Source organism: Rhizobium sp. SL86 (assembly GCF_026672545.1).
GTDB lineage: Bacteria > Pseudomonadota > Alphaproteobacteria > Rhizobiales > Rhizobiaceae > Neorhizobium.
This window is the reverse complement of the sequence record NZ_JAPPRJ010000002.1, coordinates 822877-841351: the sequence shown is the minus strand read 5'-3', so window position 1 is coordinate 841351 and position 18475 is coordinate 822877. Positions and strand designations below refer to the sequence as shown.

14 protein-coding genes are annotated in these 18475 nt (G+C 63.1%); 9 read left to right on the top strand and 5 right to left on the bottom strand.

The features are described from left to right. The first annotated feature begins 286 nt into the window (after positions 1-286). The 9 genes from OU993_RS16055 (at position 287) to OU993_RS16015 (ending at position 13958) form a co-directional block, all read left to right on the top strand. On the top strand, positions 287-1522 hold the full coding sequence (locus OU993_RS16055; RefSeq protein WP_268159068.1) for a thiamine pyrophosphate-dependent enzyme: 1236 nt from the start codon (positions 287-289) through the stop codon (positions 1520-1522). A gap of 1 nt (position 1523) precedes the next feature. After that, a complete protein-coding gene (locus OU993_RS16050) occupies positions 1524-2537 on the top strand; it encodes an alpha-ketoacid dehydrogenase subunit beta (protein WP_268159066.1) in 1014 nt (337 codons plus the stop codon). Between the two features lie 2 nt (positions 2538-2539). After that, positions 2540-3856 (top strand): dihydrolipoamide acetyltransferase family protein, encoded by a 1317-nt coding sequence (locus OU993_RS16045; protein WP_268159064.1) that lies wholly within the window; start codon positions 2540-2542, stop codon positions 3854-3856. Positions 3857-3859: 3 nt separating this feature from the next. Next, complete coding sequence (gene lpdA, locus OU993_RS16040; RefSeq protein ID WP_268159062.1) at positions 3860-5254, top strand: dihydrolipoyl dehydrogenase; 1395 nt, start codon at positions 3860-3862, stop codon at positions 5252-5254. A gap of 343 nt (positions 5255-5597) precedes the next feature. After that, on the top strand, positions 5598-7001 hold the full coding sequence (locus tag OU993_RS16035) for a UDP-glucose dehydrogenase family protein (RefSeq protein ID WP_268159060.1): 1404 nt from the start codon (positions 5598-5600) through the stop codon (positions 6999-7001). Positions 7002-7094: 93 nt separating this feature from the next. Then, complete coding sequence (locus OU993_RS16030; protein WP_268159058.1) at positions 7095-8414, top strand: glycosyltransferase family 2 protein; 1320 nt, start codon at positions 7095-7097, stop codon at positions 8412-8414. Continuing rightward, a complete protein-coding gene (locus OU993_RS16025) occupies positions 8411-9910 on the top strand; it encodes a lipopolysaccharide biosynthesis protein (RefSeq protein WP_268159056.1) in 1500 nt (499 codons plus the stop codon). Before OU993_RS16030 ends, OU993_RS16025 begins: the two co-directional genes overlap by 4 nt. Beyond that, a complete protein-coding gene (locus OU993_RS16020; protein WP_268159054.1) occupies positions 9907-10944 on the top strand; it encodes a phosphoribosyltransferase family protein in 1038 nt (345 codons plus the stop codon). The genes OU993_RS16025 and OU993_RS16020 overlap by 4 nt, the downstream gene beginning before the upstream one ends. Positions 10945-11168: 224 nt before the next feature. After that, a complete protein-coding gene (locus OU993_RS16015; protein WP_268159052.1) occupies positions 11169-13958 on the top strand; it encodes a DNA translocase FtsK in 2790 nt (929 codons plus the stop codon). 199 nt (positions 13959-14157) lie between these two features. On the opposite strand, the gene OU993_RS16010 is transcribed toward OU993_RS16015, so the two are convergent. From OU993_RS16010 to OU993_RS15990, 5 genes are read right to left on the bottom strand one after another with little or no spacing between them, the layout of a single operon-like run. Further along, positions 14158-15507, bottom strand: coding sequence for an LLM class flavin-dependent oxidoreductase (locus OU993_RS16010; protein ID WP_268159050.1), 1350 nt, complete (start codon positions 15505-15507; stop codon positions 14158-14160). 12 nt (positions 15508-15519) lie between these two features. Continuing rightward, positions 15520-16305 (bottom strand): histidine utilization repressor, encoded by a 786-nt coding sequence (gene hutC, locus OU993_RS16005; protein ID WP_268159048.1) that lies wholly within the window; start codon positions 16303-16305, stop codon positions 15520-15522. A 4-nt stretch (positions 16306-16309) separates the two neighbouring features. Continuing rightward, the gene (locus OU993_RS16000) at positions 16310-17101 is read right to left on the bottom strand and encodes an amino acid ABC transporter ATP-binding protein (protein WP_268159046.1); all 792 of its coding nucleotides are present in this window, start codon (positions 17099-17101) and stop codon (positions 16310-16312) included. After that, positions 17098-17766 carry an amino acid ABC transporter permease gene (locus tag OU993_RS15995; RefSeq protein ID WP_268159044.1) on the bottom strand — a complete coding sequence of 223 codons (669 nt, stop codon included), beginning with the start codon at positions 17764-17766 and terminating at the stop codon, positions 17098-17100. The genes OU993_RS16000 and OU993_RS15995 overlap by 4 nt, the downstream gene beginning before the upstream one ends. Continuing rightward, positions 17763-18404 (bottom strand): amino acid ABC transporter permease, encoded by a 642-nt coding sequence (locus tag OU993_RS15990; RefSeq protein ID WP_268159042.1) that lies wholly within the window; start codon positions 18402-18404, stop codon positions 17763-17765. The genes OU993_RS15995 and OU993_RS15990 overlap by 4 nt, the downstream gene beginning before the upstream one ends. Positions 18405-18475: the final 71 nt, after the last annotated feature.

Genomic DNA, 18475 nt, shown 5'->3' with positions numbered 1-18475 from the left:
GTCAGTCATTGAGACATGAAGTGCCCTTGGGAGGGGGTCGATATGTCGAGACCAGACGGCGCATGGAGGAGATGTCGCGGCCTGTCACCCGCCTGCAAGTGCTGGTGGGGTTGCCATCGGGTGCCCGACCTGACCGCGCATGTGTCAACTGCGGCGCGCCGCCCTTTTACACATCTGCCTGCCCCACCCGAAGGAGGAAGGTCGTCGCCGAACCCCTAATCCATTTTTGCCCCCGCCGACTGCCTAGTCGCAGTTGCCCGACTACACGTCTTTGGAGGAGAAGACCGTGAGTTCGCATACAAAACTCTGTTTCGCCCATCCGCCGGCCAGACCGGGCGATCAACCGGATTTCTCGGCGCTCGAGATTCCCGCTGCCGGGGCATTGCCCGTGCCGCCGCTCGACATTGTCGCGCAGGACTGCATCGAACACGCCAATTCCCTGATCCGGGTGATGGATGATCATGGCGCGGCGGTTGGCCCCTGGGCCGACTATCTGTCGGACATGGAGCCCGAGGCCTTGCGGGAGGGCCTGCGGCACATGATGACCTCGCGGATCATCGATATGCGGATGATGAACGCGCAGCGTCAGGGCAAGATGTCCTTTTATATCCAGGGCATCGGCGAAGAAGCGATCGCCTGCGGCTTCCAGCGACGCCTGAAGCCGGGCGACATGAATTTTCCGACCTACCGCCAGCAGGGCCTGCTGATTGCCGGCGGTTATCCGCTCGAAAAACTGATCGGACAGTTTTATTCCAACGCCTATGATCCCCTCCAGGGCCGGCAGTTGCCCACCCTGCATTCGGCGCGCGATTACGGTTATTTCACCGTCTCCGGCAATCTCGGCACTCAATATGTGCATGCGGTCGGCTGGGCGATGGCGAATGCGCTGACGGGCAAGGACAATCTTGCTGTCGGCTGGATCGGTGACGGCTCGACGGCATCGAACGATTTTCACACCGCACTTCTGTCTGCCTCCTCCTACTGGCCGCCGGTCATTCTGAACGTCGTCAACAATCAATGGGCGATATCCACCTATACCGGCGTGGCGCGGGGTCATGGCCGCACCTATGCGGCCCGCGCGCTGGGTTATGGCATCCCGGCACTGCGCGTCGACGGAAATGATTATCTGGCCGTGCTGGCGGTCACCCGCTGGGCGACCGAGCGGGTGAGGGCGGGCCTCGGCGCGATCCTGATCGAATGGTACACCTATCGTGTCGGCGCCCACTCCTCCTCGGACGATCCAAGCGCCTATCGGCCGAAGGACGAGGCAAAAGCCTGGCCGCTCGGCGACCCCATCGAACGGTTGAAGCAGCACCTGATTTTGCGCGACGAATGGAGCGAGGCGCGGCATGTGCAGGCGGAAGCGGAAATTCTGGCCGAGGTGATCGAGGTGCAGAAGCGTGTCGAAGCGGCTGGCACCATGATCGATCCAAAACCCATTCCGGGCGCCAGCATCTTCAAGGGCGTGTATGCCGACATGCCGGAGCATATCCGTCGCCAGCGCCAGGAAATGGGGGTCTGACATGCCGCATCTGACCATGATCGAGGCACTGCGGGACGCAATGGACGTCATGCTGGCGCGCGACCCGCAGGTGATCGTCTTCGGCGAGGATGTCGGTTATTTCGGCGGCGTCTTCCGCTGCACCTCCGGGCTGCAGAAGAAATATGGCGAAGAACGGGTATTCGACACGCCGATCAACGAAAGCGCCATCGTCGGGCTTGGCATCGGCATGGCGGCGCAGGGGATGAAACCCTGTGTCGAGATCCAGTTCGCCGACTATGTCTTTCCCGCCTATGACCAGATCACCCAGGAGGCCGCCCGCATCCGTCATCGGTCGAACGAGCAGTTTTCCTGCCCGCTCGTCATCCGCATGCCGACCGGCGGCGGCATCTTTGGCGGCCAGACGCACAGCCAGAGCCCGGAGGCGCTGTTTACCCATGTGGCGGGCCTCAAGGTGGTGCAGCCGGCAACACCTTATGACGCCAAGGGCCTGCTGATTGCTTCGATTGAATGTCCGGACCCGGTGATCTTCCTGGAACCGAAGCGGCTCTACAACGGTCCCTTCAACGGCGATCACAAGGCACCGGCGCAAAGCTGGAAGACGCATGCGCTGGGGGAAGTGCCGGAGGGACACTACGCGATCCCCATCGGCAAGGCGCGCGTTCATCGCGAGGGCGAGGCGGTGACCATCCTCACCTACGGCACCATGGTGTTCGTTGCAGAAGCGGCGGTGGAAAAGGCGGGCATCGATGCAGAGATCATCGATCTGCGGTCGCTTCTGCCGCTCGATCTGGAGGCGATCGAGGCGTCGGTGCGCAAGACCGGCCGCTGCATCGTGTTGCATGAGGCGACCAAGACCTCAGGCCTTGCGGGCGAGATCATCGCCTGTGTGCAGGAGGCCTGTTTTTACCATCTGGAGGCTCCGATCCAGCGCGTGACGGGCTGGGACGCACCTTATCCACATGCGCTGGAATGGGATTATTTCCCCGGCCAGGACCGTGTCTGCCGGGCGCTTGAAGCGGTGATGGAGGTCTGACGATGGCAATCCGAACAATCAGACTGCCGGATGTCGGCGAAGGTGTCACCGAGGCGGAAGTCGCCGAGATCCTGGTGAAACCCGGCGATCTGGTGCGCGAGGACGACCCGATTGCCGCGGTGATGACCGACAAGGCGACCGTCGAGATCACATCTGCCTACAGCGGCAAGGTTATCTGGATTGGCGGTGAGGTGGGCAAGACACTGGCGATCGGCTCGGATCTGATCCGCATTGAGGACGATACTGCTGCAGGCCTCGAAAAGGAGCCGCAAGTCGCGCCGGCTGCAGAGCCGGCGGCAGCAGCGCAAAGCGTCACGCCTGTCGAATCGGCCATGGAGACGACGCCTTCGCCCATTCCTGACGTCGATACCAGCACACGGAAAGCCGCGTCTGCTCCGCAGCCGATGCAGCATAACTCTGCGATCCCGCCACGCGCGGAAGGCGCTTCGGTTCTGGCATCGCCTGCCGTGCGGCAGCGGGCGCGCGACGGTGGTATCGATCTGCGCCAGGTCTCCGGAAGCGGGCCGGCGGGGCGGATCACCCATGCCGATCTCGATGCGCTGTTCCAGCAGGCAGGGCAGGGGGGAGGTGCGGCGACGTCCTCTCTCCGATCGCAGCCGGAAAGCGTGGAGACGGTCAAGCTTGCCGGTCTGCGTCGGATGATCGCCCGGCGGATGAGCGAGGCGAATGCCAGCATTCCGCATATTACCGTGGTCGAGGAGGTCGATGTCACCGAAATCGAGGCACTGCGGGTGAAGCTGAACGAGACGCGCGGCGACAGGCCGAAGCTGACGCTTCTGCCGCTCATCGCGGCGACCTTGGTGAAGGCAAAACGGAGCCATCCGAAGATCTTTGCGCGGTATGACGACGAGGCGGACGAAGTTCATTATTCGAGCGCCCTGCATATCGGCATCGCCACGATGACCGAGGGTGGTTTGATGGTGCCGGTGCTTCGCAACGTGCAACTGCTCGATCTCTTCGAGGTCGCGGCGGAAATCGGTCGACTGTCGGAGGCTTGCCGGACGAACAAGGCAAAACGCGAGGACCTGTCCGGCTCGACGATCACCATCACCTCGCTCGGCCCGCTCGGGGCGATTGCCACGACTCCGATCATCAACAAACCGGAGGTGGCGATCCTCGGGATCAACCGCATGGCGGTGCGGCCGAGTTGGAACGGCACGGCCTTCGTGCCGCGCACGATGATGAACATTTCGGCGAGTTTCGATCACCGCGTCATCGATGGATGGGATGCCGCCGTCTTCGTTCAGACGATGAAGGCGCTTCTGGAAACGCCGGCCATGATCTTCATGAAGGATTGAGCGATGACGGATCTGTCCTGCAATGTCCTTGTCATCGGGGCCGGACCCGGCGGTTATGTGGCAGCCATTCGTGCCGGCCAGCTTGGGCTGGAGACGGTCATCGTGGAGCAATCCGCCCATGGCGGAACCTGCCTCAACATCGGCTGCATTCCCTCCAAGGCGCTGATCCACGCCGCGGAAGAGTTTTTCGCGGTCCGGGAAGCGGCAGAGGGGCATTCGAAACTCGGCATCCGCACCTCGGACGTCGGCATCGACCTGGCAAAGACAGTTGCCTGGAAGGATGGCGTCGTCCGGCAGCTGACCGGCGGTGTATCCGGTCTGCTGCGCAAGGCGGGTGTCCGGTCTGTACAGGGCCGTGCGCGCATTCTGGATGGCAAGACCGCAGAGGTGGAGACGGCGGAAAGGCTTCTGCGCATTTCCTGCCGCAATATGGTGATCGCGACCGGCTCCCGCCCGGTCGAGGTTCCGTCACTGCCCTTCGGCGGCAATATCCTGTCATCGACCGAAGCCCTCTCGCTCACCTCTGTGCCCGAGACGCTCGCCATTGTTGGCGGCGGTTACATCGGGCTCGAAATCGGCACGGCCTATGCGAAACTCGGTGCCAAAGTATCGATCTTCGAGGCGAAGCCGCACATCCTGCCGCAATACGACGAGGAACTGTCGAGACCGGTCGCGGCACGGCTGAAGGCGCTTGGTGTGACGGTGCATGTCGAAGCGGTGGTGGAGGGATACGACGCCGTACGGGGCGTTCTCCGGGTACGCCATGGCTCGACCGTGACCGAAAGCGCCGCGGAAAAAGTGCTGGTCACCGTCGGGCGGCAGCCGGCGCTGGAGGGGCTGGGCGTCGAGCAGCTGGGCCTCGACCGGGACGGCCGTTTCATCCGCACAGATGAGCGGGGACAGACCTCCATGCGCGGTGTTTACGCGATCGGAGACGTGACCGGCGAGCCCATGCTGGCGCATCGGGCGATGGCGCAAGGAGAACACGTCGCGGAGACGATGGCCGGACATTCGAGCGGTTGGGACAAACGGGTGATCCCCGCCGTCTGCTTTACCGATCCGGAACTGGTCGTCGCCGGGCTCCTGCCGGACCAGGCGCGTGAAACGGGGCGGGATGTCGGTGTTGCCACCTATCCGCTGCGCGCCAACGGCCGGGCGCTGACGCTGGAGCGGACGGACGGTTTCGTGCGTGTCGTCTTCGAGCAGGGATCTGGCCTTGTTCTGGGGCTTCAGGCGGTCGGTGCCGGTTGCTCGGAACTGGCGGGGGAGTTTGGGCTGGCGCTCGAAATGTGCGCGACGCTGACGGATATTGCCGCCACGATCCATGCCCATCCGACGCTCGGCGAGACCGTGCAGGAGGCGGCCCTGATGGGTCTGGGTAAGGCACTGCACGCCTGAACGGCATGTCCGGAAAAACGCCGCAATTCCTCGGCACCGTCCTCTCCGTCGTCTCGTGCGGGTAGACCCTGGGCGACTTTGCCGGCGCTGCAGCATAACCATGCTGCATCATGTCATTTTCGCGGCAAAATGACTGCTGGCAAGCCTGCCGAACCGCCATTCCGATCCGGCTAATCCCCTGAAGAAACACGAAAATGTGATAGATTATCATTTTTCGCTTGCGCGTCGTCGCAAACCATGCTGCATTGCACATATGCATAGCCGCTCAGATATCCAGTGAGCGCTTCCAAGATTTTTTCAACCGCCGGGCATGAACGCCTGCGCCCATTTGGAAGGACTAGCAATGCGGATCACCATCTTCGGGATAGGGTATGTGGGGCTCGTGCAGGCGGCCGTTCTGGCCGAGACCGGTCACGACGTCCTGTGCGTCGATATTGATCCCGGCAAGATCGAGAACCTCAAGAAGGGGATCATCCCGATCTACGAGCCGGGGCTCGAACCGCTGGTCAAGACGAATTTCAGCGAAGGCCGGCTGCTTTTCACCACTGATATCGCCGCGGGCGTCGATTTCGGCGCGATCCAGATGATCGCGGTCGGCACGCCGCCCGGAGAGGATGGTTCGGCTGATCTCCGCCATGTGCTGAAGGTGGCAGGTTCCATCGGTCAGGCGATGAACGAGGACAAGATCGTCGTCACGAAGAGCACGGTGCCCGTCGGGACCGGCCAGAAGGTGGGCGAGGCAATTGCCGCCGAACTCGCCAAGCGCGGTCTCTCCGACAGCCTGTCGGTCAGCATCGTCTCCAATCCGGAATTTCTCAAGGAAGGATCGGCGGTTGCCGATTGCTCCAAGCCGGACCGCATCATCGTCGGCTGCGACGATGCCGAGACGATCGAGGTGATGCGCGAACTTTATGCGCCCTTTAACCGCAACCGCGACCGCATGATCGTCATGGATCTGCGCAGTGCGGAATTCACCAAATATGCCGCCAACTGCATGCTGGCGAGCCGCATCAGTTTCATGAACGAGATGGCGAACCTTGCCGAACTCGTCGGCGCCGATATCGAGCGCGTGCGTGTCGGGATCGGCAGCGATCCCCGCATCGGGTATGACTTCATCTATGCCGGCATCGGTTATGGCGGCTCCTGCTTCCCGAAGGATGTGTCGGCGCTCATCCGCACAGCCGAAAGCGTGTCCTATGAACCGATGATCCTGAAGGCCGTGGAGAGCCGCAACCGCGCCCAGAAGGGTGTGCTCTTCGACAAGATTCAGGATTATTTCGAGGGCGACCTGAAGGGCCGGCGTCTTGCGCTCTGGGGCCTCGCTTTCAAGGCGAATACCGATGACATGCGCGAATCCCCGGCGCGCGTGCTGCTGGAACAGCTTTGGGCGGCGGGTGTCACGGTGCAGGCGTTCGATCCGGAAGCCATGGTGCAGTGCCAGGAAATCTACGGCCAGCGTGATGACCTCGTGCTGTGCGGTACCAAGGAAGCAGCACTTCGCCATGCCGATGGCCTGATCGTCGCCACCGAATGGAAGAATTTCCGCTCGCCCTCCTTCGACCTCATCCGTCAGGCGCTGAACCACCCGGTCATCTTCGACGGCCGCAACATGTATTCGCCGGCAACCGTCGCCCAGCACGGGCTGGACTATTTCTCGATCGGTCGGGCGCCGGTTCGTCTTTCCGGTGATGCGCTTCCGTCAGCCAAACAGGTTCCGGTTGCCGAGGCGGCGCTTCACCGCCTCTGAACGTTCGATCGTCACTGCCGCCCTTGACTGCGGGCGGCAGTGCTCAACCTTTCGCAGGCGGCTCATCCGTCTCCCTGACATCCGAGGTTTTGCATGGTCAACAGCAGCACGGCGCCGGTCACGGTCATCATTCCTACCTATAACCGCGCCGATCTGATCGGCCAGTCGATCGACAGCGTTCTCGACCAGACCTGGCGTCCGCACGAGATCATCGTGGTGGTGGACGGCTCCACCGATGACACGGTGGCGCGGCTCGAGCCCTATGCCGATCGCGTGCAGGTCGTGGTCAAGGAAAACGGCGGCAAATCGAGCGCCTTGAACCTCGGGCTCACGATGGCAAGCCAGCCCTATGTCTGGATCTTTGACGACGACGACATTGCCACGCCCGATGCGTTGCGCCGTCTCGTCCTGGCGCTTGAGGAAAATCCGGAGGCCGGCTTCTCCTACGGCCTGCTCGACAAGTTCTATGGCGGCTGGCCGGGTGAGGTGACAGAGCCGCTGATCTGCTATCGGTCGTCGGACCAGCGGGCGCTTTATCTGAAGCTGATGCAGGACTTCTTCATCTGGCAGGGCGCCATGCTGGTGCGCAAGGACTGCTATGAGAGTGTAGGCCCTTTCGATACCCGCTTTTCCCGCTCGCAGGATTACCAAATGCTGCTCAGGCTTGCCCGGCGTTTTGCCGGCGTCGGTGTTGCGGAGGTGATGTTCCACCAGCGCCACCACGAGGGCGAACGCGGTCCGCAGCATGCCCGGTTCAAGTCGAAGGATGCCGAGGCCGTCTGGGCTCGCTTCAACCGGCTGATGTTCGACGAAATCTATGAAAGCCACGGGCTCGACGAGTTCTGCATCGGCGCGACGGGCCGGGATCTCGACCCGCGTGCCCAGTTGACGGCGCTTCTGCAGCGAGCGGCGATCATGGCGCGCAAGGGCATCTGGCCGCGCGCGATCGCTGATTTGGTGGCGGCCGCCGCCCGTGCCGCGAACCTTGGAACGACCGGCGTCACCGTGACACTTCAGGCGCAGGAAATGTCGGCGCTGAGGGCTGTGTTTGAACACGGCGCGCGCTCGGCCTTTCCGAGCTTTGCCGAAGCCAGGGGTTTTCGCCGGGCGCTTTCCGGTTTTGCGCCGGAGCTTCGTGTTCAGATCATCGGCAACCTGCTGCTGCCTGTGACCAACCGCATTAAACTTCTGCCGAGCCGTATCAACAAGGCGGAAGAGGCGCGCCAGATTGCCTATCAACTGGTCTGCCTCGGGCAACCTGCCGCCCTTCCGGTCTATCTCGACGCACGGCGCACCGAACATCGCCTGTTCGGCGTGGAGCGGCTCATCCCGGGCGGCTCGGAGAGCTTCTCGCCCGCCCGCAGACCAACCGGCCCCTCCGGTGACCTCTCGATGTCCGGATCTGCTTCATGAGCGCGGAAACACCCATCCGCAGCGAGTTCGACCCCGATCACACGAGTTATCGTCGTTCGGTGCAGGCCGGTGCCATCGTCACCGGGTCCTCGCAGGCGGTGGTGGCGCTTTGCCAGATCGTCTCCGTCATCGTTTTGTCGCGTCTCCTGACGCCGTCCGACTTCGGTATCGTCGCGATGAGCTGGCCGGTGATCGGCCTTCTGTCGATCTTCCAGGATTTTGGCCTGACCCAGGCGACCGTGCAGCGGCCGGGCATTACCCGGCAGGACGTCAATTTCCTCTTCTGGTTGAATGTCGGCATCAGCGGGCTGGTGGCGCTGGCAATCTTCGCAACGGCGCCGCTGGCGGCCGCCTTCTATAGCGAACCGAAGATTGCCGCGCTTCTGATGGCGATGAGCTGCCTTGTGCTGATCCAGGGGCTTGGTGCGCAGCATACGGCACTGCTCAACCGGCGCATGCGTTTTCCGGCACTTTCGGCCATGGAAGTGGCCGGCGCGCTTGGCGGTCTTGCGACCTCCGTCATCTGGGCGCTGCTTTCGCCATCCTATTGGGCGTTGTTCGGCGGCTCGCTGGTGACCGTGCTTCTGCCGGTCATCGTCGCCTGGTCGCTGAGCGGCTGGCGGCCCGGGCTTCCGCGTCGTGCCGAGGGAGGCCGGGCGCTCGTCAATTTCGGTGCAGGCCTCACCGGCTTCAACCTGTCGAATTTTGTCGCCCGCAATGCCGACAATGTGCTGATCGGTCGTTTTCTCGGCGGCGCGCCGCTGGGCCTTTACGACCGCGCCTACAAGCTCATGCTGATGCCGTTGCGCCAGGCGACCAATCCGCTGGCGCGGGTGATGGTCCCGACGCTGGCGAGGCTTTCCGACGACCCGGCGCGTTACCGGCAGGCCTATCTCACCGTCGTGCCGCTGCTTCTGATCGCGCTGGTGCCGGGAGTTGCTGCGCTGATCATCGTGGCGCCCACCTTCATTCCCTTCTTGCTCGGGCCTGAATGGCAGGAAAGTGCGCTGATCTTCAGCGCGCTCGGTTTCGCCGGTCTGCTGCAGCCGCTCAACAATCCGGCAGGCTGGCTGTTCATCTCGCAAGGGCGCTCGCGCGACTTCATGATCTGGGGTGTCGTGACGGCCACCACCTCGGTTGCCGCCTTCGTCATCGGCCTTCCGTACGGCGTCTTCGGTGTCGCGGTCTGTTATACGGTCAGCGAATATCTGCGCACGCCTTTCCTGTGGTGGTTCATCGGCCGAAAGGGGCCGGTGACGGCGCGCCACATGCTGGGCGCGGCGGGCCCGACCCTCGTCGGGGCGCATCTGGCGCTTGGCGGCTTCTTCTGGTTTCACCCGGTTCTGCCCGGCAACCCGATCGCACAGGCGGCGATTGCCGCGTCACTGACCTATTCCGTCACCATCCTCATTGCACTGATCTTCCCCTCCGGTCGCGAGGCCGCGCGCAATCTGCTGGGGATGATTCCGCGCCGCCTTCAGCGCAAAAGCAGTTGATCCCACCGCTCGTCGAGGACACCATGCACTACCGTTCCATCTACGACCTGAACGCCACGATTGCCCGGCACGCCTCACGTCTGCCGGCGGATATCGATCTCGTGGTCGGCATTCCGCGCAGCGGCCTTCTGGCGGCCAATCTCCTCAGCCTGCTCACCAATCTGCCGCTGGCCGATCTCGACGGTTATCTCGCCGGGCGGCTGACCTCGTCGGGCAAGACGAAAAGCCAGGCAAAGCTGAACGTGACGATGGACAGCATCAGGCGGGTCCTGATCCTCGATGACAGCATCAATGTGGGGAGTGCCATGCAGGAAGCGCGCGCGCGCATTGCCGCTGCCGGCTTTGGTCACGAGTGTATCTATGCCGCCGTTTACGGCCAGCGCCCGGAGCATGAGGGTTGCGACTTCATTTTCGAGGTGCTGCCGCAGCCGCGGATCTTCCAATGGAACCTGATGCACCACAATTTTCTTGCCCGCGCCTGCATCGATATCGACGGTGTGCTTTGCCAGGACCCGACCGAAGCGGAAAACGATGACGGCGAGCGTTACGTGGAATTCCTGCTGAATGCCGCGCCGCTGCACCGTCCGACAAAACCGCTCGGCACGCTGGTGACCAGCCGTTTGGAAAAATACCGGCCGCAAACCGAACGATGGCTGGCAGATCAGGGCATCGCCTATGAAAAACTGGTGATGCTGGACCTGCCGAGTGCGGAGGAACGCCGCCGGCAGGGCGCGCATGGCAGCTTCAAGGCGGAGTATTACCGCCGCTCTGATGCCATCCTCTTCATCGAAAGCGAGTTACCGCAGGCGCGCAAGATCGCCCAGATGTCGAAAAAGCCGGTCCTGTGCCTTGAGACGCATACGCTGTTCGACCGGTCGAACGCGTTTGACGAAGGGCTGCAGGTGGCGCGTAACCTGCAGGCCGCCCCCTATCGCCCACCGCTCGCACGGCAGGTGAAACAGGCGCTCAAGGCCTCGCTCGGGGCAAGTCAGTACGAGAAATTGAAGCGGTTTCGCGCCCGGCTGCAGTTCTGACAGTGGCGCCGGCGCAACGACGTCGATTGACGGTCGCGTGCATGCCTCGAACCATTGAATAATGCGAGGAAAACGCGCGATATCATATATTTAGCCAAAGACAAGCTATGTGAGTGAAGAGGCGTGTCCCCTAAAATATGAAGGGCCGGAGGGTCGGCCGAAAGGAGCCATTAACCTTTATTTTCTATTTCATAGACCTGCCAAATGAGTATGTGGTCGGTATCATGCAGTTTCCCAGAACGAACTTTCATCAAGCCTCCCAAAACCCGTCCGAGGATGCGCCGGAGGCCACGGGAAACACAGGTCCGGCCTCACCGCGACCAACGGTCGATCCGAATGCCGCAACCATCGAACAGGCGCCCTGGCAGGCGGCCTTCAAGCTCGCGCCGAATGTCCGGTTCACACGTACACCGGAAGCAGTGATTGCCCGTCCCCGCCCGCGCGATCAGGTTGCCCCCGTCGCGCCGGCAGAGCGGGTGCCTGCTGCGGCCGGTCGACTGGTCGAGCCGGTGGATATGGTAACCCCAGCGGATGCCAACCCGGCGCTCGCACCGGAAATCCTCGTGCAGGCGCTGCAGGGTGCTGCATCCGCCATGAACGCGCCACAGCCCGCGCCGCTTGTCGCCCAGCCGAAGGTGAAACCGCAGCCGTCACCGCGGGCGCTGATCTTCAAGCGCGCCCGCCCGCAGGAAGAAACCAAGCCGGACACGGCCCTGGTCCCGGTCGAAGCCGCTGTTTCCGTGGTCGCGATGACTGCGCCGATTGCCCCGATGGCTGCACCGGTTCAGCCGGCACCCGCGCCACTTCACGGCGCGACCATGCAGGCGCCCGCTGCGGCACCCGCTACCGGTCCGTCGGCCATGCCCGTGTGGCTGTCCGACTTCGCCTTTTTTGAAGGGGGCATTGCGCTCGATCTGCCGGCGCAGGTCCCGCCCATGGCGGCACCCACGCAGACAGTCGCGTCTGCGTCTCGTCCGGCTCCGCAACTGATGGCTGGTCGCCCGGCGGAGATCGTCCGCCAGCAGGTGCCGCAAAACGCCTCCTCGGTCACGTCTCTTTACCGGGAAGTCCGCACGATCACGCGTCCGGCTGTCGCCGTAGCACCGCCGCAACCGGTCGCGCAACCGCAAGCGCCCGCGCCGGCCACGGCGCCGCTCTGCTTTGCGCCTGGTGAGATGGAAACGATCGAGGCAATTGTTGCCAATGCCATGCGCGCGCCTGTCGCGCCTGCAGCCCCGGCACCGAAGGCGGCGCTGGCACGGCAGGTTACGCACGCCGCCGCCCCGGTGGTTGCGGCTGCCGAACCGGTTGCGCCGCAGGCGGCTATTGTTGCCGAAGCGGCGCCTGTCACCGTTGCAGCCCAAACTGCTGCGCCTGCCCAGCCGGCTGTCCGCGGCACGGTTCCGGTCTCGCGCCGCAAGGCGGAAGGCCTGCTTGGTCTCGGTGGCGCCATGACCGTCCGTCAGAGCGACGACGCTTACGAATTTCCGCCAATTTCGCTGCTGCAGGAGCCCTATGGCCAGCAGACGGAAGCCATGCAGCCGGACACGCTGCAGCAGAGCGCGGGCCTGCTCGAAAGCATTCTGGAAGACTTTGGCGTCAAGGGCGAGATCATCGATGTCCGCCCAGGCCCGGTCGTCACGCTCTACGAATTCGAGCCGGCCCCAGGCGTCAAATCCTCGCGTGTCATCGGTCTCGCCGACGACATTGCCCGCTCGATGTCGGCGCTGTCGGCCCGCGTGGCCGTCGTGCCCGGCCGCAACGTCATCGGCATTGAACTGCCGAATGCGGTCCGTGAAATGGTGTTCTTCCGCGAACTCATCGAATGCGAGGATTACTGGGAGACGAAACATCGCCTGCCGCTCTGCCTCGGCAAGACGATCGGCGGAGAACCGGTCATCGCCGAACTCGCGAAGATGCCGCACCTGCTCGTTGCCGGTACCACCGGGTCCGGCAAGTCGGTCGCCATCAACACGATGATCCTGTCGTTGCTCTACCGGCTGCGCCCGGAAGAATGCCGCCTGATCATGATCGATCCGAAGATGCTGGAACTCTCCGTTTATGACGGCATCCCGCATCTCCTGACCCCCGTCGTGACGGACCCGAAAAAGGCGGTTCTGGCGCTGAAATGGGCCGTGCGCGAGATGGAGGACCGTTATCGCAAGATGTCGCGGCTCGGCGTACGCAATATCGACGGCTACAATGCGCGGGCCGCCCAGGCGCGCGAAAAGGGCGAGACGATCACTGTCAGCGTCCAGACCGGTTTCGATCGCAACACCGGCGAGATCGTCTACGAGGATCAGGAACTCGATCTCTCGCCGATGCCCTATATCGTCGTCGTCGTCGATGAGATGGCCGACCTGATGATGGTCGCCGGCAAGGAGATCGAAGGCGCGATCCAGCGTCTCGCCCAGATGGCGCGTGCCGCCGGCATCCACCTGATCATGGCGACGCAGCGTCCGTCCGTCGATGTCATCACCGGCACGATCAAGGCGAATTTCCCGACGCGCATCTCCTTCCAGGTGACGTCGAAGATCGACAGCCGCACGATTCTTGGCGAACAGGGCGCCGAACACCTGCTCGGCCAGGGTGACATGCTGCACATGGCCGGTGGCGGACGCATCAGCCGCGTGCATGGCCCCTTCGTCTCGGATGCCGAGGTCGAACATGTCGTGACCCACCTGAAGGCGCAAGGTCGCCCGGATTATCTCGGCACCGTCACGGAAGACGAAAACGAGGTCGCTGACGAGGACGAGGGCGATGCCGCCGTCTTCGACAAGACCGGCATGGGCGCGGAAGATGGCGACGATCTCTACGAAAAGGCCGTCAAGGTGGTGATGAAGGATCGTAAGTGCTCGACCTCCTACATCCAGCGGCGGCTGTCGATCGGTTACAACCGCGCCGCCTCGCTGGTGGAACGGATGGAACAGGAGGGACTCGTCGGCCCCGCCAACCATGTCGGCAAGCGCGAGATCATTTCCGGCAAGGGCGGCGGCTCGCAGAGCGAGGACTGATCCTCAGGCAGTCGCTCTCTCCCTCGCCCCGCTTGCGGGGAGAGGGTTGGGTGAGGGGCTAAGTCTCCGAAGAGGTTGGCGATTGGCCCCTCAACCGGCTGCCGCCATCTTCTCCCCGCAGGCGGGGAGACGGAGCATGACGCGCGGTCCCGCCCCATCATCACTGCCTTTTTTGCTCAGTGGGCAGGGACCGGATTACTCACCCCTTGCGCGCTGCCACGTAACGGTTGACCGGCAGCGACAGGCCGAGGTTCTCGCGCAAGGTGGAGCCTTCGTAGTCGTCGCGGAAGAGGCCGCGGCGGCGCAGTTCCGGCAGGACAAGCTCGACGAAATCGGTGAGGCTCGCCGGCAGCGTCGGGCACATCAGGATAAAGCCATCGGCAGCGCCCGCCTCGAACCATTCCTCCATGAAATCGGCGATTTCCGTCGGGGTGCCGGTGATGCCGTTGCCGGTGCTCTTTTCCGCGTAATGGCGGATCAGGTGACCGAGCGTGTGGCCTTTCCGGATGTAATCGGTCAGTTCCACGAAGAGCGCCTTCGAGCCCTTCGGTTCGGCGGGAAGCCGTTCCATCGGGAAGGGTTCATCGAGTGCGGCACCCGAGAGATCGGTCTCCAGGAATTCGCCGAGCATCCAGCGGCCGACATCCGGGTGGAGATTATCGATCAGGAAATCCACCTTCGCCTGGGCTTCCGCTTTCGTTTGCCCGACATTGATGACGACGCCGGGCATCATCTTCAGGTCGCTTGTCTGCCGACCATATTTGGCCATGCGGCCCTTGACGTTTTCGGCAAACGCCTTGTTGCGCTCCAGGTTTGAGGCAAGGCTGAAGACGATTTCTGCCGTGCGGGCGGCAAGTTCCATGCCGGGTTCCGATCCCCCGGCCTGGGCGATCACCGGGCGCCCTTGGGGCGAGGCCGCGATATTCAGCGGCCCGCGCACCTGAAAATGTTTGCCCTTGTGGTTCAGCGTGTGCAGCTTGTCCTTGTCGTAATAGAGACCGGAGGCCTTATCGAGCACCAGCGCATCCGGTTCGAAACTGTCCCAAAGGCCGAAGACGACATCGACAAATTCCGCGCCGCGTTCGTAACGCCAACTGTGCGGCGGCAGCCCATCAAAATTGTAGTTGTAGCCCGTTTCGTCATGATCCGAGGTCACGACGTTCCAGCAGGCGCGGCCGCCGCTCAGGTGATCGATGGAGGCAAAGATGCGGGCGATGTTGAACGGTTCGTAGAAACTGGTCGAGGCGGTGGCGACAAAACCGATCTTTTCGGTCAGCACGGACAGTGCCGATATCAGCGATAGCGGCTCGAAGCGGTTCATCTTGGTCGGCGAACGCGACAGGGCTTCCGGGTCGCCGATAGCGGCCGCCGGTGAATCGGCCAGGAACATGAAGTCGAATTTCGCCGCCTCGGAGATCTTCGCCACGTTCAGCAGGTGGTCGATCCTGTTGGCGCCGTGAACGTCCACATCCGGATGGCGCCAGGCGGCCGGGTTAAAGCCGAAGGTATAAACGAAGGTGCCAAGCTTGAGCTTGTCGGGGCGCGCCATGGCGGCTTCCTTTCAGGGCGATGGTCTTGAATTCAGGGGATGGAGCGGCTTGAAGCGGGCCGTGAGAGCGTGGCTTCGGCCCGGATAGCTCAGATGGACACGGGTCACCGTCTCCTCCAGTCGCCAGGTCTGGCGCTCTACCACCAGGATCGGCGCGCCGGGCGCCATTCCCAGAAGTTCCGCCTGCCTTTCGGAGGCCGCATCCGCGGAAATATGATGTTCCGCCGCATTCCATGGCACATGGATCACCAGCCAGCGGCCGGGCGCAAGCTCCTCGAAGCTCTGCTCTTTCGCCTGTGGCGCGACGGAGAGATTGATGATCCGCTCTTCCAGGCAGAAGGGAGCCTCATCGCCGAGATGCAGCACGGTAAGCGCCAGAACCGTGCTGCGCGGTGCAAGGCTGACCAGCTGCCGCTCGGCCTTGGTCGGCGCACGCAGCCTTCGTTCGATCACCCGGTGGCGATAAGAAAGGTTCTGGGCGCGCACCTCGTCGCCGATATCGTAGATTTCGAGGATCGCGCTGTGGGATTCCTGCGGCATCACCACGCTGCCGGTCTTGCGCCGGCGCAGCAGCAGGCCAGCGCGCGCAAGCTCCGTCAGCACCTTGTTGACCGTCATGCGCGAGCAGCCATAGGTTTCGGTCAGCGCCTGTTCGGAGGGAATGCGATGACCCGCCGGCCAGCGCCCGGAGAGAATATTGCCCTCGATATCCTGCAGGATACGCCGATGCAGCGACACCGGCGCGGCCGAACCGCTGGCGGAATGACGGGGGACCGGGATCTGCGGCGTGCTGTCCATGCTTTCAGGCCAGCATGGAGGCGCCTCGATCCAGATAGGTATCGAGGAACTGTTCGAGACGCGGATGGCGCGGCTTGGCAAAGATTTCCGACGGCGGACCGGTGAAGAGCAAGCGGCCCTGGTCGAGGAAGCTGATCTGGTGGCCGACGGTCGCGGCGAAACCGATCTCGTGACTGACGACGACCATGGTCATGCCCTCGGCGGCAAGTTCGCGCATGACGTTCAGCACTTCACCGGTGAGTTCCGGGTCGAGCGCCGAGGTCGGCTCGTCGAACAGCATGATTTTTGGCGAAAGTGCCAGCGCCCGGGCAATGGCAACCCGCTGCTGCTGGCCGCCGGACAATTGCGAGGGGTAATGCCCGGCGCGGTTGGCAAGGCCGACCTTGGTCAGTTGCACCATGGCCCGCTCTTCGGCTTCCGCCTTCGGCACCTTGTGCACGGTTTTCAGCGCTTCGGAGACATTGCCGAGTGCCGTCATGTGCGGCCAGAGATTGAACTGCTGAAACACCATGCCGATCTGCGAACGAACCGCGCGGATCTGCGCGGCTGGCAGCCTTTCGCGCTCGCCTTTGGAGTTTTCGAAGAAGCCCAGTGCTTCGCCATTGACGGTGATCATGCCCTCGCTGGCCTCTTCCAGGAAAGCGAGGCAGCGCAAAAGCGTGCTCTTGCCGGAGCCGGAGGGGCCGATGAGGCAGGAGACCTTGCCTTCCGGCACATCGAGATCGATCTCCTGCAGGACGGTGGATGTGCCGAAACGTTTGACGAGGCTGCGAACGGAAATGGCGGGAAGCGTCATGATGCGGCAAACCTGAAGGTGGAGAGACGGGTTTCGGCGAGGCGTCCGAGACGGGCGGCGCACTCGACGATCACCCAGTAGATGATGGCGAGCAGGAAGATCGCTTCCAGGAAGGCATATTCCTGCGACCCGATGGCGCTGACCGTGGTTGTCAGTTCCGGCACGGTGATGATCGACAGCACGGCCGATTCCTTTAGGAGGATCACCGCGAGGTTGACGGAGGGCGGCAACACGATCAGCGCCATTTCCGGCAAAAGGATGCGGCGGATGATCTGGAATTGCGTGAGGCCGAGGCACTCGCCCGCCTCCACATGGCCGTGTGGCACGGAGGCATAACCGGCGCGGAAGATTTCCGAATAATAGGCCGCCGCATAGATGCTGAGCCCGAGCAGGCCGCAGGGGATCGGATCGAGCGAGATGCCGATGAAGGGGCCGCCGTAATAGACGAGAAAAATCTGGATCAGGAACGGCGTGCCGCGCAGCACTTCCACGGCAAGGCCAAGCGGCAGGTCGATCAACCGGCCGCCATAACGGCGCAGGGTGGCCACGAGGAAACCGATGAGGATGCCGAGCGCCATGCCGGCGAGCCAGAGCGCCAGCGTCACGCCGGTCCCGCTGATGATCTCCGGCAGGTGTTTGAGGATGACGTTCGGATCGAAGATCATTTGGCAACCCCCGGCAGGGAACGTTCGCCATACCGTCCGGCGAGGGCGACGGCCCAGCAGATGACGAGATAGATGAGCGCCGCCGAGGAGAAGATTTCGATCGGCATATAGGTGGAGGAGGCGAGGTCCTGCGCCATGCGGGTGATCTCGACGATGCCCACCACCGAGACAAGCGAAGAGGATTTCAGGATCATGATCGCCTCATTAACCAGCGCCGGGAAAGTCAGGCGCAGCGCGATCGGCACCTTGATCCGCAGGAAGACCTGCCGCGGGGAGAAGCCCACCATGTCGGCGGCCTCAGTCAGCCCCTTCGGCACGCTTTCGAAACCGCCGCGCAGGTTTTCAGCCTGATAGGCGGCGGTGCAGAGCGACATACCGACGATGGCCGCGACGATGCTTGGCACGTTGAGGCCGATGAACGGCAGAAGATTATAGATGAGCAGCAGTTGCACCAGCAGCGGCACGCCGCGGAAGAAGCTGATGAAAAATTCCGCCGGCTTCCGGTAGAGAGGCTTGCGGGACAAAAGCGCGGCCGACAGGCCGATGGCGATCAGGAAACCCAGCGCGATCGAGATGGCGCTGATGCCGATCGTCCAGACCGATGCCTGAACCAGCAGGGAGAAAAGCTTGAACGACATGGAGTGATCCGTCGCAGCGAAGGTGACCGGACATCGAAGTTCGGCCGGGCGGCGGGATCAGGCCGGCCAAG